This window comes from Agriterribacter humi (assembly GCF_009192765.1).
In the GTDB taxonomy this organism is placed as follows: Bacteria; Bacteroidota; Bacteroidia; order Chitinophagales; family Chitinophagaceae; genus Agriterribacter; species Agriterribacter humi.
Genome location: NZ_VOHQ01000001.1, coordinates 755,760 through 768,150, shown reverse-complemented (window position 1 = coordinate 768,150; position 12,391 = coordinate 755,760). Strand labels below are relative to the sequence as shown.

Genomic DNA, 12,391 nt, shown 5'->3' with positions numbered 1-12,391 from the left:
GTGCACCAATCTAAGTTTTCAATGGGGATTATTCAATTGTCGCTATAAACTACTTGTTTTTTTAATTCAAGCATCTCGGTCTTTAGCTTTTCTATTTCTGCCTGCTGTTCTTTTATGGAAGCCACCAGTAGCGGTATCAGGCTGGTTTCATCAATTGTTTTAATGGTGGCATTCCGGTATACATTTTTCCCATACCTGTATGAAAATGATTTTTCATTTACAAGATCCGGAAAAACTGCCTGGATGTCTTCGGCTATAAAGCCGTATTGTTTTCCTTCTTTGAGCTTCAGGTGCTTAAATGTAGCGGTATTATATTCAAATTGCTTTGGTTGGAGCTGTGTAATTTTTTGGAGTGAGCTATCAATTAGGGTGATATTTTTTTTGATAGAACGATCTGGAATATCCTGGGCATAGATTACGATGGAAGTTAGAAGAAATGCAAATGCAAGGCATACTTTTCTAATCGTACTTATATAATACATGTTATAATATTTATGATTGGTTAATAACTATAATTCGGACAACATCCTGGCAAGGTGTTCCCAATAATGCAAGAACTGTAAGAATGGATTATGAAAAGTTGGGCGGGGGAGTGGCGACAGGAAAGAAAGTGTTTTGCCTGTAACCTGCCTGCATTGTTTTTGCTTGCTTTACAGCTATTCCGGGCAAGTCCGATAATACCTGAAAAGCGGTCCGGTGATCTGCTATAAACTCCTTTTCACCGTTTTTTTCATTGCGTTCCTTCCCTGTATTTTCTGTTTCAGCGTCTGTAATACATTCAACAGCCGGAATTTTAAAAAAAGAAAACGATAATACCGGCAATAAGGAACCAATTCCTTTAAAAAGGAATACGGTAATCAAAAAAGCCGTTATAATATGTTTTGAATAATAAAGCAATACGCGAAAATAAATCATCAAAGCATTCCGCAATGTTTGTAGTATTGTTAAAATTCATAGACGTACAACGCGTATTTTAAGCCGTTATCAGGCAGTCATTTAAATATCCTGTTTTTTGTTTTTCATGCTGTAAATTTATATACCTTCTAATTTTCTGCTTTTTTGAGAAACAAATCCTTCATACTGATTCTTCCCGTGCTGAGCCTGTCTTTATATGCAGAAGCACAAATTAAAGACAAGGGTGTACATGATTTTGGTGAAAAAACCGTCAACTGGTGGTTGTATGGAACCCTCCTGTTCGTTGCTGTTATAGTGGTGTATTGGGTTATTAACTCCCTGCAGCAAAGGTTAAAAGAAGAAAAAATTATCAGCGCTTTTGCTACTTCTTTATACGGTCAAAAAACGGTAGAAGATATTTTTTGGAATACTGCTAAAAACTGTGTTGAAAAAATAGGCTTTGTGGATTGTGTAATTTATCAATTGGATGAAACCGGGAATGTGTTATTGCAAAAAGCAGCGTTTGGTCCTAAAAATCCCTGGCGCCGCGAAATCATTAACCGTATTGAAATACCATTGGGCAAAGGAATTGTGGGCTCGGTTGCACAAACCGGCAATGCCGAGATCATTCACAATACAGCAGCCGACTCCCGGTATATAGTAGACGATGAAAGCAGGTTATCGGAAATTACGGTTCCGGTGTGGGTGGATGGAAAGGTTTTTGGGGTGATAGATTCGGAACATCCCCAAAGGGGCTTTTTTACAAGGTATCATTTGCGGATGCTCAGGAAAATTTCCGCTATTTGTTCGGAGCGCATTGTTAAATACCTGGCAGAAGACAGGCTGCGAAGCAAAATTGCCCGCGACCTCCACGATGAAATAGGATCTACGCTCACCAGTATCAATATACTCAGTAAAGTAGCGATGCAGCAAGGGCTTGAAGACGATAAAATAAGAGCCTATTTGCAAAAGATAAAGGATAATTCCGGTAATATTATGGAGCGGATGAGCGATATCGTATGGGCTATTAATCCTGTAAACGACAGTTTTGATAAGGTGATATTACGCATGAAAGAGTTTACAGCCGAGATGCTTGAACCTGCGGGTATCAACTATTATTTTAACGAAGAGGGATCGCTTGATAAAACGCAGCTTAATCTTGAACAGCGAAAAGATATTTACCTGGTTTTTAAAGAGGCGATCAATAATACTGTAAAATACAGCAAAGCAACTGAAGTGAATATTGTTTTGCAAAAGAAAAATGATAGTCTCAAAATGATTGTTATGGATAATGGCGAAGGTTTTAATGCAGCAGCCGAATACCCGGGTAATGGATTAAAAAATATGCAGAGCAGGGCAGCAAGCATGAAAGCATCGTTAAAAATTGACTCCATAAAAAACACGGGAACTACCATTACGCTTGAAGTAATCATCACATGATTAGGGTATGTGCCACTATAATAAAGATGAGTAAGTTGCAACCCAGCCAATTCATTTTTTGTAATAATGCTTTAAAGGATATTGTTTTTTGCGCATGCATGAATGATAACCAACAAACTCAAAACAAAGTATCACGAAATACATATGCCCGTAAGTATTGTTATATATGAAGATAATGCAACGCTTCGTGAAAGTTTAAGCAACCTGCTTGCGCTCACCGGCGAATACACCGTTTTGGCCAGCTACCCGGATTGTTCAAGAGTAACAGAGGATATAAAGGCCATGCACCCCGATGTAATATTAATGGACATTGATATGCCGGGCATCAATGGTATTGAAGCTGTTAAAAAAATAAGGGCAATCAATGCCTCCGTGCAGATTATAATGCTCACTGTTTTTGATGACAATACCCATGTATTTGATGCCATGTATGCAGGGGCCAATGGCTACCTCCTGAAGAAATATGTATCCGATAAGCTTATCCATTCTATACGGGAGGTGCTTGAAGGCGGAGCGCCTATGAGCCCGTCTATTGCGAGAATGATCATATCCAGCATGCAGGAAAGCATAAAAACGCCCGCCAAGGAATACCTTCTTACCAACAGGGAAAAAGAAATTTTACAGTTGCTTTCTAAAGGGAACAGCTTTAAGCTGATTGCCGCCGAGTTATTCATTAGTCTCGACACCGTTCGTACACATATCAAACACATTTACGACAAATTGCATGTTCGCTCCCAGGGTGAGGCCATCAGCAAGGCCATTAATGAAAGGCTGGTATAAAAGGGTTACAGGTTACAGGTTGCAGGTTACAGGTGTCTTGTGTCAGGTTGCAGGGTGTGCATGCTCCTTCAAACTTTTAGGTCATAAACTTTTTTCTGAGGGTATTGCATTGCTTCAAATTTCAACATTCCGGCCATTATTATTATCATTGTGCTATCTTTAATTTAACCTGGCTCTAACAATTTGCCATATTAAATTGCAGTACAAAACAGTGCTATTGCGCTTCTAACAAAAATACTCATGTTGTTTTATAAAAATCTTACCCGTACATTGTTGCTTTGTCTTTTGTTGTTGCCCTCAGCCGGTTACCTGTTTGCCCAAAATAAAGCCGAACAGGCCCTGCAAACACTTTCAGAAAAATATCCACAGGAAAAGGTTTACATCCTCTATAATAAAGAAAATTATGTGGCCGGAGAAAATATGTGGTTTAATGCATTCGTGTTTGAAGGGTACAATCGTTCTGTTATTTCCACCAGTCTTACCCTGGAGTTGTATAATAGCAAAAAGACATTGATCACCAGAAAAAGCATCCCGCTTTTTGACGGGGAAGGGCAGGGCAGCTTTGCACTCCCGGATTCCCTGCCCGAAGGGCTGTATTACGTTAGGGGCTACACGCAGTGGATGCTCAACTTCGATGAAGCTTTTCAATATATGCATTCCTTTGCCTTATATAATACCGCTTCACCACAAAAACTGGTTGCCGATTCACTGGCAGTATGGAATGCCGCAGCTTTCCCGGAAGGGGGTACTTTTATTGAAGGGCTTAACAATAAGGTTGCAGTAAGGCTTTCTTCACCGGGTATATTACCCGAAAACTGGAGCGGCTATGTTATTGATGCTGCCAAACCATCGGGAAAAATTACCAGTTTTGCAGCTCTTGACAGGAATGTGGCCATTTTTAGCCTGGTGCCGGAAAAGAACAAAAAGTACCAGGTGATTGTGCAGGACAAAAAAGGAAAGAAGCAAACCATTAGCTTACCGGCAGCCGAAGCTTCAGGTGTAAGCATAAAGGTGAACAGCACCAATACTGCTATATTCTATTCCCTGCAATTTAAAGATCTGCCCGCAGACGCCAAAGGATATAAGATCATTGGCACCATGAACAATATTTTAGTGTACAAAGCCAATATTAATAAAATTACACCCGAAATAGCGAGCTCTATTCCGGCAGATAAACTGATCAACGGCGTATTGCGCTTAACGGTATTTGACGGATCGGAAAACGTAGTGGCAGAAAGATTGTGTTTTGTTCAGCCGCAGCAGCTTCATGTAGGCCGGCCCTCTTTTCCACCCCTCTACCTGAGCAATACTCCCCGTGGTGTTAATGGTTTCGATTTAATGGCCGATTCAAACTACCTTAAATATACAGTGCTTGTAATGGATGGTGGTGTAAATGATTATTTGAGCAACAATAATATTTTAACCAGTTTGTGGCTTACATCCGATTTTACCAGTCGCATTGACGCACCGGGCCGCTACTTTGATGCAGATGCCGACCCCATGGCTTTGGATGCACTGCTGATTTCCGAAAAATGGAAGCGATTTGACTGGGCCGCTGTAATTGACGGAAAATTTCCTGAGATACGTTATGCACCCGAACCCTTTATTTCATATAAGGGCACAGTATATGGCGGTGGCGGAGTAGTGGCCAATGAAACGGTAAACCTTATTTTCTATTTCGCTGACTCTACTAACCAGCTTAGCCAGGTAACCACTGATGCCAAAGGAATGTTTGAATTGAAAAATCTGATTTTTGAAGAACCATTGAAGGTTTATTACCAGGTCAATAATAAAAAGATCGCTCCCAGGGATGTTACCATAACATTTGAGCCACTGAATAAAGTTGTTCCTTATAAAGACCCGCTGCCGCCCGGAGGGTATACACTTGTTAAAAGACCTGCTAACGATAAGATCCCGGCAGATGTGGCGAGAAGTATGGCAAATCTTAAGAATCAAAAAGTAGCTGATGAAAAATTCAAAACCCTGGAAGAAGTAAAAGTAGTAGCACAGAGCAAGAGTAATAAAGAAAAGTTGAATGAGCAGTTAAGTTCCGGTATGTTCAGGAGCATGAATGAAAATGTGTTTGATTTTGTGAATGAGAACCAGGATGCGATGTCGTATACCAACATTCTTCAGTGGTTGCAGGGACGAGTGGCAGGATTACAGATACAAATGCAGGGAGGAGATTATATTCCCATGATCAGGGGCAGCAGGGTAGATCTGTATCTTGATGAAATGCGGGTTGATCCCGGTGCGATAAGTAGTTTGCCTGTGAGTAATATAGCCATGGTAAAGGTGATAAAGGGAGGTTTTGTGGGTGGAATAGGCGGTGGCGGTGGAGGTGCGGTGGCCATTTATACCCGGCGGGGAGATACGCAGGCTGCGAATGCCCAAAAACCACCTTCTTTAAACAATAGCGTTTTAGCGGGCTATGATAAAGTGTTGCCTTTTTATAAGCCAGATTATAATGACGCAACGTATAAGCGTATAGAAAAAGACAGCCGTGATGCGCTGTACTGGAACCCCGCAGTATTGCCTGAAGGCAATAAGCCCGTACAGATTCGGTTTTTTAATAATGATGATGCCAAAAGCATAAGAGTGGTGATCATTGGGTTTTCTAAAGATGAAGACTTGCCTTTATTTTATAACGATATATTTAAATTATAGGATCAGGCGAATAAGTAGAAAACATAAATGTAGCTTTTGTACTACTTCGGGTTATTTACCCTGTCTTCACTCTTGGATCAACAATGCTGTACAGCACATCCGAAAGGATATTGATAATAACAAATAGTGTTGCAGTTACCAGCACACTGCCCATTACTACCGGGAAATCAAGCTTATCCAATGCATCCACCGTTATTTTACCTATTCCTTTCCACCCAAAAATGTACTCAACAAAAAAAGCGCCTGCCAGCAATTCTGCAAACCAGCCTGTAACTGCGGTAAGCACCGGGTTCAATGCATTGCGCAAGGCGTGTTTAAATATTACTTTACGCCTGCTCAATCCTTTGGCGTAGGCGGTACGTATATAATCCTGATTCAGAACATCCAGCATGGCGCTGCGGGTGAGCTGCGTAATAATGGCCAGCGGGCGGATACCCAAAGTAAGTGCCGGCAAAATAAGGTTTATAATTACAATATACTTTTCGCCGGTATAATCATCATATTCAAAATAACTGCCGGTAAGGTTAAGTCCTGTATATGGCCCCAATACAATGGCAAAAAAATAAGCGATAAGTATACCCGTAAAAAAAGAAGGAGCCGAAATACCCAGCACACTCGTAAAAACGGCCGAAGTATCCATCCATGTATTTTGTTTAACAGCGGCCAATACGCCCAGCGCAATACCTGCAATGGTGGCAAACAGCATGGCTGCCATGGCCAGCAGCAAAGTGCCCGGCAAAGCTTCCATCAGTATGTTCAATACATCTCTTTTTGTTTGATAGGAGTGTCGGAGGTAGGGAAGCTTTATGGCAAGATTGATCTTTTCGTTCCCGATAAACAATCCTTTCAGCTTCTTTTGTTCAATCTCCTGCGCGGAGTGGATGCTTACGGGCGAAATATCTTTTACATAATATACAAACTGCTTCCATTTGGGCTGGTCGAGATACAGTTCTTTGCGTATGTTTTCAATGGTAGCGCTGTCGCCGGTTTGTCCCAATACCAGTCGCGCCGGATCGCCAAAGCCCTGGAACAGGAAAAATACAATGCATACCACACCTGCCAGTACAAGCAGTGCATAAAAGATTTTCCTGGTGAGGTATTGTATCAATGGATGATATTTAATTCACTAAAGCCTGTATTTCTTCCTCCGCATCATCCCAGTCGGCATAACTCCATTTGTTAATGATCGTTCCGTTCTTCAGCAGGTATAATGTGGGGTTAGTGCGGGCTGCTGTTTTAATGGGTACCACATCACACTTTAAAAAGGTTACCCGGGGTGCAGCATTAAAATAAGTGCTTGTTTGCGCTGCGTTATTGGTAACAACAAACAGGTTTATTTTTTGTTGCTGCAATATGGGATACAATGATTCCAGGTTTTGCACCCATTCACCATTTCCCGGATCATCTTTAATAAAGAGGAATGCATTGTAACCCGGGTCACTCAACACCTGAATGGTAGTATCATTGTCGTGTAAAGTGGTGAGCACAAAATCCTTAATAGCGGGTTCAGCGTTTCCTTTACGGATCAGCTTATCATATCGTTTTACAAAATGATAAATGGAATCATCAAAATCATCAGGGAAATTATCGGAAGTAAATTCAACTGTTGCGCCATCCTTTTCATACACAAAGCTAATTACCGTGCTGTCGGGCACAGCGCCGGGCGGTATCTTCATCTTTTCAGGAATATTATTCCCTTTTTTAAACGGCAGACAATCAGCCACCGGTAAATGCTTTAACACGTGCCATTGTAACCATATACTAAAAACCACCGACAGCAGGATAATGCATATGCTTCCGAATGACGGCAGTGCAGGTTTTATTTTATTGCGCCATGTAAAAATGAGAAGGATCAGCAGCAGCAGTACAATATCTTTTATAAACGATGTTTTTGGCGTAATCGGAATGCAATCGCCAAAGCAACCGCAGCTTCTGAATTTGCCCGACAGGTAGGCGTAACCCGTTAAGAAAGTAAAGAAAATGATCAGTAACAATAAAAGCCAGCTAAACAAACGCATCTTCCAGCCCACCAATACCGCCACACCGGCCACTATTTCAAACGCGATCATAATAACGGAGAAGGTCAGTGCATAGTCGCTCATGGCATGCATAAGCCCGGGCACCCAGCCCGACTGCGCCCATACTTCAAAGAATTCCTGCATTTTATAGGCCAGTCCTAAGGGATCATTGGCCTTTACAAGCCCCGAAAAAATAAAAAGAATGCCAGCGATGTACCTGGAGAAAGTGATGATTGATTTCATGCGTAATATGGCTAAGGATTTGGATAGTTACCATTGTGAAAGGGCTAAACTACACAATAATTTCAAAACTTGTTCATCCAAGCCCGTTGAAATGGTTGTTATGCGTCACAACTGAACAGCGGCAGTGGCAAGGGTGCTGAGCACTACAATAAAACCAACCCAACAACCTGCTGCCTGTCACCCTGACGCAGCTTGCCTACTAAAGGGAGGCAGGGAAAGGTCTGGCTCCACTGCGCTGCATGCGTCATTCCAACCGTGTACTTTTGCTTGTCATGCTTGACGCAGGAAGTATCTATTTTCGCTTCAATCTTCCCTGACATTAGAACTATCTCCGACTTTATATTACAATTCAGCCACTCACTACCGCTAGCTGTGAAATGGCAATGCAGAAGCCTGAGTATATGCATTTCAACCCATTGAGGAGCATTGGAACTTGTGTGATGATCCGGTATTGTATTGTTTTTCATCTGCATATTATTATGAAAGATGAAGATGAGTTTGGGTTTCTAACACATTTTGCGGAGGGTTGGTATGAAGAAAAACTATAAACTCAAGTGAATGGATACATGAGCGAAAAACGCCAATAACCCACCCTATATCTTTAACAGCACGTCAGCCGGCACTTTCGTACTTTTGCAGCTATGCAAAGTAAATCGTATTCCCTGCCAGACATGCTTTCCCGCTTAAACATTGATGCGCTCAATGAAATGCAAACAGCAGCCATTGCGGCCAATGAACAGCATAATAATGTGGTATTGCTTTCGGCAACGGGGTCAGGAAAAACACTGGCCTTTTTATTGCCCATACTGGATTTGCTTGATCCGGAAAATAAAAAAACACAGGCGCTTATTATAGTACCGTCACGCGAACTGGCCATGCAGATTGAAAAAGTATTTAAATCGCTCGGAACCTGGTATAAGGTTACCTGCTGCTATGGCGGTCACCTGCGCGAAACGGAGGAAAATAATTTGCAGCAGCCACCGGCACTGCTCATTGGCACGCCCGGAAGATTAGCGGATCATATCCGGCGGGGAAATATTACTGCAGATACGATTGAAACCCTGGTGCTGGATGAATTTGATAAATCGCTGGAATCGGGATTCCATGAAGAAGTGGCTTTTGTCATCAATTCCCTGCCTGCTTTGAAAAAAAGAATCCTCACCTCCGCTACTGAGGCTGTTGAAATTCCTGATTTTATTGGATTAAAAGACCCGGTAAAATTGAATTTCTTGTCAGGTACGGAGGAAGTGCCTGAAGGACTGGCAATAAAAATAGTGCAGAGCGATGAAAAAGATAAATTAGAAACGCTTTTTAAGCTGATCTGTTATTTGGGCAACCGTTCTACTGTTGTGTTCTGTAATCATCGAGAATCGGTGGAGCGCACCAGTGAATACTTAACGCAGCAAACCATTACCAATGTGTTTTATCACGGCGCTATGGAGCAGCAGGAAAGAGATAGCGCTTTATGCAAATTCAGGAATGGCACGTCTAATATATTGGTAACAACCGATTTGGCCTCGCGGGGGCTGGATATTCCCAATATCCGGTATATCATTCATTTCCACCTGCCGCAAACGGAGGAGATTTTTATTCACCGCAATGGGAGAACCGCCAGGATGGATGCCAGCGGCACCGCTATACTTATTTTGTCGCCCGAAGAAAAACGCCCTCCCTATATTGCACGGGACGCCGAAAAAATTGCTTTGCCGGAAATCAATATACTGCCCGAGAAACCCAAATGGTCAACTTTGTTTATAGCTGCCGGTAAAAAGGATAAGGTGAATAAAATTGATATTGTTGGTTTTTTAGGTAATAAGGCAAACCTGAAAAAGGAAGATATAGGATTGATTGAAGTAAAAGATTTCTTTTCTTTTGCAGCAGTGCGAAAAGTGAAAATGGGTGAGGCATTGCGGTTGATCAAGGATCAGAAGATAAAAAATAAAAAAGTGAAGATTGATATTGCGAAGTAAGAGGGTGGGTAGTTTATTCGTTGGGTGATTAGTTGATTGGTGAATGGTTGATTGAGTAGTTATGCAATATGGCTGCCGGGTGAAGACATGTCTGCATGATTGGGATGCCATACACTGCTGAATTCCCCCAGAATGGAAATACCATTTTGAAAATAGAGCTTGTGCAGTTTCAGCAGGTCAATATCTTCCAGCTTTACTTTACGGTGCATAGGATGCATGGTTCCGCCCTGGCTGCTGTTGCCAGCCGCTGCATGAGGGTTGTATTGAAATTGAGGGTCCACCAAAGTGCCCCTTGGATACATGATGCCCGGCACGCCTTTACCGCGCAGGTCGAGCCCGGTAGGATGCCCCAATCCAATGGTATGACCATATTCGTGCGCGGCGGTGGTTGATCCTTTGTATAAGTTCTCCAATTTAAAATAGCCGCTGTTGCACCCCAGTCCGTCCACAAATGAAATATTGCCCATGGCCAATGGCTCAATGCGGAAATAATTGTTTTGCGGGTTGGTATTTTCAAAAATTTCTTCCGGGGTGATCTGTGGCTTACAGGTAGCCGAAATGTGGAATACAACATGAAGTGCTTGTCTTTTTAAAATAACAGTAGCCTGCGGTTCATTCCACATGGTTTCTATTTCATCGCGTATATTTTCTGTAACAGCAGGATCGGCTGCGGTTCCATATGTTATAATGTTGGACTGAATGATCAGTTGCCCGTTTTGTATTTCCGCTGTTCCCATAGATTTCAAAGTAGAAAATATTTTAGAGAATCTGAACGTTTTAAACGATCGGTGAGCCGTAGCCCTGAACAAAAACACTTTACCGCGGGGGTCGCATGGCTACGTAAATACAGAGGAATGCAAAGCACCCAAAAAACAAATAATAAGAAACAAATAAAATTCAAATGACAAACAGAGAAGAAACAATGCAGATGGTTCGTGCCTACTATGACAATACAAGAGCGTCAGATGGTTCGTACCTCACCATGACAAGACAAGAGCGTACAATGGTTCCTGTAAGCATAGTAAATGGCACTATACCTTAGGCTCCCATCCCGGCTCATACTCCCTGCTCCACAATTGCAAAGCATCTTTGTCGTTCAGGATGCGTCCGTTCTTTGGATCCGTTTGTAATGTGCGCCCTGTACGCTGGGCAATATTGCCTAACTGTACCAGTAAAGTGCTCTGGTGCCCGCCAATAATATCCGAACGCAGGGGAGCGCCATTGCGGATAGCATCGAAGAAATTACGGATATGAAGGGCATCCAGCGCCTGTGCCGGGCTCGATAAATTGCGGGGGTCAATAAGATCATCCTGCTTTACTTCTTTTATGATCTTACCCTTCAGGTCAAATATTTTATAGGCGTTGCCTCCTTCAATCAGCAGGGAACCTGTTTCCCCATAAAACAATACACCAACGGAACTGCCTTCTACCGGCTGGCCATTGCAACTGCGTCCTTCCCAGGAGATCATGCTGTTGTTATCAAATTCAAGGGTAATGACCTGGGTGTCGGGTGTCTGCCAGTCGTCGGTATAACGGTAACGGCCACCAGCAGAGCTTACTTTCACCGGATAATCCACTTTCAGTCCCCACCTTGCAAGGTCAACCATATGCGTGCCATTATTGAGCGCCTCGCCGGTGCCCCAGTTCCAGAACCAGTGCCAGTTGTAATGAATGAGGTTGTCCTTATACGGTTGCCGTGGTGCGGGACCCTGCCATAGCTCGTAATTGAGCCATGAGGGTACAGGCACTTCTTTTCCCTTTCCGATAGAGGCGCGGTTATTGGAATACCAGGTTTTGGCAAAGTAGGGGCGGCCGATTATACCGTTGTGCAGTTCGGCGATCGCTTCCATTACCTTAGGCCAGGAGCGGCGCTGATTACCCATTTGCAAAACCCTGTTGTATTTCTTTTGGGCGGCTACCAGTAATTCGCCCTCATTGGGATTATGACTGCATGGTTTTTCGAGGTACACATGTTTGCCGGCCTTGCACGCCAGCAGGGCAGCAGGTGCATGCCAGTGGTCGGGCGCTGTAACGATCAATGCATCCATGTTTTTATCTTCCAGCGCCTTTCTGAAATCCGGAGCAGGCGCAGGACGTTTGTGCTGTAGTTTTTCAATTGCTCCTATGCATTTATCCGCTGCACGGGTATCCACATCCGAAACATATACCACTTCGCAGCCTTCCTGCACGGCAAAATTGCTGCTCACGGCCAAGCCACGGCTGTTAACACCCATAACGCCCACGCGTATGCGTTCATTGGCGCCTATGATGCCGGCATAACTTTTAGCGCTGAAACCGGGTAATATTGCGCCTATTGAAACAGCGGCCGTTCCTGCTACTGTCTTTTTAATAAAATTTCTCCGTGAATTTTTCATGATC

Annotated in this window: 11 protein-coding genes; 5 read left to right on the top strand and 6 right to left on the bottom strand. The window is 43.0% G+C overall.

The genetic code is table 11. The features are described 5' to 3' along the window. Positions 1 to 32 precede the first annotated feature (32 nt). Together FRX45_RS02920 and FRX45_RS02915 are read right to left on the bottom strand one after the other, a co-directional pair. Positions 33 to 482 (bottom strand): tail fiber domain-containing protein, encoded by a 450-nt coding sequence (locus FRX45_RS02920; protein WP_152266878.1) that lies wholly within the window; start codon positions 480 to 482, stop codon positions 33 to 35. Positions 483 to 570: 88 nt separating this feature from the next. Next, positions 571 to 861 carry a hypothetical protein gene (locus FRX45_RS02915; protein WP_152266877.1) on the bottom strand — a complete coding sequence of 97 codons (291 nt, stop codon included), beginning with the start codon at positions 859 to 861 and terminating at the stop codon, positions 571 to 573. Between the two features lie 198 nt (positions 862 to 1,059). Here FRX45_RS02915 and FRX45_RS02910 point away from each other — a divergent pair, with 198 nt between their 5' ends. From FRX45_RS02910 to FRX45_RS02900, 3 genes are all read left to right on the top strand, one after another. Beyond that, complete coding sequence (locus FRX45_RS02910; protein WP_152266876.1) at positions 1,060 to 2,334, top strand: GAF domain-containing protein; 1,275 nt, start codon at positions 1,060 to 1,062, stop codon at positions 2,332 to 2,334. A gap of 144 nt (positions 2,335 to 2,478) precedes the next feature. Further along, positions 2,479 to 3,114, top strand: a complete 636-nt coding sequence (locus FRX45_RS02905; protein WP_152266875.1) for a response regulator — start codon at positions 2,479 to 2,481, stop codon at positions 3,112 to 3,114. Between the two features lie 240 nt (positions 3,115 to 3,354). After that, complete coding sequence (locus FRX45_RS02900) at positions 3,355 to 5,781, top strand: hypothetical protein (RefSeq protein WP_226804897.1); 2,427 nt, start codon at positions 3,355 to 3,357, stop codon at positions 5,779 to 5,781. Positions 5,782 to 5,836: 55 nt separating this feature from the next. On the opposite strand, the gene FRX45_RS02895 is transcribed toward FRX45_RS02900, so the two are convergent. Together FRX45_RS02895 and FRX45_RS02890 are read right to left on the bottom strand one after the other, a co-directional pair. Continuing rightward, a complete protein-coding gene (locus tag FRX45_RS02895) occupies positions 5,837 to 6,889 on the bottom strand; it encodes an ABC transporter permease (RefSeq protein WP_152266874.1) in 1,053 nt (350 codons plus the stop codon). Positions 6,890 to 6,899: 10 nt separating this feature from the next. Beyond that, on the bottom strand, positions 6,900 to 8,042 hold the full coding sequence (locus FRX45_RS02890) for a BT_3928 family protein (protein ID WP_152266873.1): 1,143 nt from the start codon (positions 8,040 to 8,042) through the stop codon (positions 6,900 to 6,902). 641 nt (positions 8,043 to 8,683) lie between these two features. Between FRX45_RS02890 and FRX45_RS02885 the strand changes: the two genes are divergently transcribed. Further along, the gene (locus FRX45_RS02885; RefSeq protein ID WP_152266872.1) at positions 8,684 to 10,012 is read left to right on the top strand and encodes a DEAD/DEAH box helicase; all 1,329 of its coding nucleotides are present in this window, start codon (positions 8,684 to 8,686) and stop codon (positions 10,010 to 10,012) included. A gap of 59 nt (positions 10,013 to 10,071) precedes the next feature. On the opposite strand, the gene FRX45_RS02880 is transcribed toward FRX45_RS02885, so the two are convergent. Next, positions 10,072 to 10,749, bottom strand: a complete 678-nt coding sequence (locus FRX45_RS02880) for a zinc metalloprotease (RefSeq protein WP_152266966.1) — start codon at positions 10,747 to 10,749, stop codon at positions 10,072 to 10,074. A gap of 164 nt (positions 10,750 to 10,913) precedes the next feature. On the opposite strand from FRX45_RS02880, the gene FRX45_RS23125 reads away from it, so the two are divergent. Beyond that, positions 10,914 to 11,054, top strand: coding sequence for a hypothetical protein (locus FRX45_RS23125; RefSeq protein WP_193311560.1), 141 nt, complete (start codon positions 10,914 to 10,916; stop codon positions 11,052 to 11,054). Here FRX45_RS23125 and FRX45_RS02875 read toward each other — a convergent pair. Further along, on the bottom strand, positions 11,044 to 12,387 hold the full coding sequence (locus tag FRX45_RS02875) for a Gfo/Idh/MocA family protein (RefSeq protein ID WP_152266871.1): 1,344 nt from the start codon (positions 12,385 to 12,387) through the stop codon (positions 11,044 to 11,046). The genes FRX45_RS23125 and FRX45_RS02875 overlap by 11 nt on opposite strands. Positions 12,388 to 12,391: the final 4 nt, after the last annotated feature.

Bases quoted from the DNA above. Each gene is read 5' to 3' on its own strand.
- FRX45_RS02920 (WP_152266878.1), bottom strand. From the start codon at position 482: ATGTATTATATAAGTACGATTAGAAAAGTATGCCTTGCATTTGCATTT.
- FRX45_RS02905 (WP_152266875.1), top strand. From the start codon at position 2,479: ATGCCCGTAAGTATTGTTATATATGAAGATAATGCAACGCTTCGTGAA.
- FRX45_RS02900 (WP_226804897.1), top strand. From the start codon at position 3,355: ATGTTGTTTTATAAAAATCTTACCCGTACATTGTTGCTTTGTCTTTTG.
- FRX45_RS02890 (WP_152266873.1), bottom strand. From the start codon at position 8,042: ATGAAATCAATCATCACTTTCTCCAGGTACATCGCTGGCATTCTTTTT.
- FRX45_RS02885 (WP_152266872.1), top strand. From the start codon at position 8,684: ATGCAAAGTAAATCGTATTCCCTGCCAGACATGCTTTCCCGCTTAAAC.
- FRX45_RS02880 (WP_152266966.1), bottom strand. From the start codon at position 10,749: ATGGGAACAGCGGAAATACAAAACGGGCAACTGATCATTCAGTCCAAC.
- FRX45_RS23125 (WP_193311560.1), top strand. From the start codon at position 10,914: ATGACAAACAGAGAAGAAACAATGCAGATGGTTCGTGCCTACTATGAC.
- FRX45_RS02875 (WP_152266871.1), bottom strand. From the start codon at position 12,387: ATGAAAAATTCACGGAGAAATTTTATTAAAAAGACAGTAGCAGGAACG.